Source organism: Paenibacillus sp. P4_A7, assembly GCF_056402455.1.
Genome location: NZ_JBFUHJ010000610.1, coordinates 1 through 2,669, shown reverse-complemented (window position 1 = coordinate 2,669; position 2,669 = coordinate 1). Strand labels below are relative to the sequence as shown.

Below are 2,669 nucleotides of genomic sequence, written 5' to 3'. Positions count from 1 at the left end.
ATACCTCCAAAGGCAGGAGCAATATTTTTGATGGTAGCTATAATTTGATCGGTATCTTGAGTATCAAGGCAGATTGGGAAGGCGTCCACATCAGCAAACTGCTTGAATAGCATCGCTTTGCCTTCCATGACAGGCATGGCAGCATAGGGACCTATGTTACCCAATCCCAAAACAGCACTGCCATCGGATACGACAGCCACCATATTTCTCTTTATAGTCAAATTGTACGCTTTAGAGGGCTCTTCGAAAATAGCTTGGCAAACCCTTGCGACCTCAGGTGTATAAACGCGTGATAAATCATCGCGGTTCTGAATGGGTGTCTTAGGTTGGATCGTTATTTTACCACCTAGATGAAGTAAAAAAGTACGATCAGAAATATGGAGAAGTTTGATGCCTGGTATTGAATCAAGTGCTTTCGTTAAACGTTCGGTGACCCCTTGTTCCGAAATTTTCACCGTTAAATCACGTGTGTTTTTGTTCTTGTCGGTATGTATGACATCGATCGCTATAATATCGCCTTTTGCTTGTTCGATCGCTTTCGCCGCGCTGCTGAATTGTGCAGTATTCGTATCAATCTCGAGCCTTATAATAATCGTCTTACCATCAGCTAACCTTGGATTCATTCGAAACAGCTCCTTTTCGCGTATATACTTCTATATACTATGTGGAAAAGTATTAGCATTTTATGCTTGCTTCTTCAATGAAAAAAACACCGTCACTGCATTAATCTCAGGACGGCGTTTGGACAATTTGTTGGATCGTATTGTTGGTTGCGCTTTGTTAATAAGCTTTCACGGAATTGTCCTGAGGCATAGGGCTCATGAATGAGTGAGAACCAACGATCTACCGTATCGTTTGAATCCAGCATTTCGCCAAAGCCATTGTTAATGAAATATTGACAGTTCTCTTCTTCTTGCCCGGGAATCGGTTCATAAAACAGCATGGGAATTCCTTTGCTCATTCCTTCTGTACAGGTCATACCACCTGGTTTAGTAACGAGCAGGTCGGAGACGTCCATCAGCTTATTTATCTCACGGGTGAAGCCAAGTATATGAATGTTAGGATGCTTGAAAAGTGGATCTTCAAGCATTTTCTCTTTCATCTTCTCGTTCGACCCAACGCAATAGATGAGCTGAGTGCTCTCTCTCCATTTTGTCATATATTCAAGTGCATTATCCTCATACATAATTCCCCATCCGCCGCCCATAATAAGCACAGTGGGCATTGTCTTTAGTTTTAATTGCAGTCTTATTTCTTCTTTTTCATGAGTATGCCAAAAATTCGGATGTACGGGTATGCCTGTAACCTCGATTCGATCCTCCTCAACGCCCTTATCCATCAGTCTGTCTCTAACTAGGGTTGAGGAAACGAGATACTTATTTACTTCCTGATTTACCCAAGAACCATGTGCATCATAATCCGTAATGAGTGTATATAAGGGCATGTCCAGTCCGAGCCTCTTGAGTCGTGCAACAACAGCATTAGGCCCAGGATGTGTACATACGATTAAGTCCGGCTTCAACTGCGATATTACCTGAGATGTTCGGGTATAGAACATACGGTGAATGGCAAGCTGTGTAAATCGGTTGAATGATTTTTTATAATTGCTTCGGTACATGAGACCGACCATCTTAGGTTGTTTGCTAACGKTTTTCCGATAAGCGGAAACGATCAATGGACCGAGTACGGGGTTAAGGAACTTACCAAGCTCAATGACACGGGTCTGAATACCTGGACATAGTTGCTTAAGTCCGACAGCCAATGCATAAGCAGCCTGTGTATGTCCGGAACCGAAGCCTTCAGAGAGCAGAAGCACTCTTTTCTTACGCATTTATTTCACCTACTTTTCTAATACCATATTACGATGCATGCACTCTTAACACAAGTATTAACAGAAAAGGTTGCGTATAATATAGTGGATAATTTATCCTTGAATATAGATATATGCGTTGTCAAGGGAAATTAACCTTGATTAAACTAATTTTACATATATTTTACAAATTACAAAATATAATTCGTGAGGATGATTGTAAAATGGAACAAATGAACCAGAATGATCAACCTATAAAAATAGGCGATATTGTTCAAGCTGAAGTCCGTTCCGGACAATATATTGGTGAGTTAATCGAAATAAATAGGCCTCGCGCACTCGTGAAGGTGCTTGCTGTATTGAAACATCCCGAGCAGGGAGACTTGCATAATCCATATGACCCAGATGTTCCTATGTTTCACGAGAGGCGGGCACTAAGCTACACCGAGAAGACAACTGTTCTGCTTCGCGATGTTAAGGCATACGCGGGCAATGTTCCCGATTATAGCGAATCACTTCAAGCAGCTGTTGCAAAGGAAATTGCATCCCTTGACCGGTTGCATCGCTGGACTGCCAAAGCTCTCGAGCAGATGCAACAATTGCAGAAAGAGTATAAGTAACTGTAGTTTCTATTAAATATGATATTGTAATTATTCATTAATAAAAGCTGTTTTTATTTTTTCACGGTACTCAACTTGGAAATTTAGACCCTCTGACAAAGCGGCAAGCGGAACATACGTCTTGCCTGTGCCGCCAATACTATAAAGGAAGGCCGGCGGCGCATTAAGCTTTACCGCTTTTCCGTTTATTTTGATCGTATTCGCCCCTATCGTAATATCAACGGTACGATCTTTAAGGA

At 41.6% G+C, this 2,669-nt stretch carries 4 protein-coding genes; 1 reads left to right on the top strand and 3 read right to left on the bottom strand.

What is annotated here, in order from left to right:
* A partial coding sequence (locus AC1DWN_RS31825) for an ACT domain-containing protein (RefSeq protein ID WP_477562854.1) occupies nt 1-623 on the bottom strand: 623 nt, incomplete at its 3' end.
* A 92-nt stretch (nt 624-715) separates the two neighbouring features.
* Nucleotides 716-1,831 (bottom strand): MGDG synthase family glycosyltransferase, encoded by a 1,116-nt coding sequence (locus tag AC1DWN_RS31820; RefSeq protein WP_477562853.1) that lies wholly within the window; start codon nt 1,829-1,831, stop codon nt 716-718.
* A 203-nt stretch (nt 1,832-2,034) separates the two neighbouring features.
* Here AC1DWN_RS31820 and kapB point away from each other — a divergent pair, with 203 nt between their 5' ends.
* Nucleotides 2,035-2,430, top strand: coding sequence for a kinase-associated lipoprotein KapB (kapB, locus tag AC1DWN_RS31815; protein WP_477562852.1), 396 nt, complete (start codon nt 2,035-2,037; stop codon nt 2,428-2,430).
* 30 nt (nt 2,431-2,460) lie between these two features.
* Here the strand turns inward: kapB and AC1DWN_RS31810 are convergent.
* The coding region (locus AC1DWN_RS31810; RefSeq protein ID WP_477562851.1) for a stalk domain-containing protein at nt 2,461-2,669 on the bottom strand (209 nt) is incomplete at its 5' end.

What these genes read in the sequence shown, in the direction of transcription:
- kapB (WP_477562852.1), top strand. Translation starts at nt 2,035, where the DNA reads ATGGAACAAATGAACCAGAATGATCAACCTATAAAAATAGGCGATATT.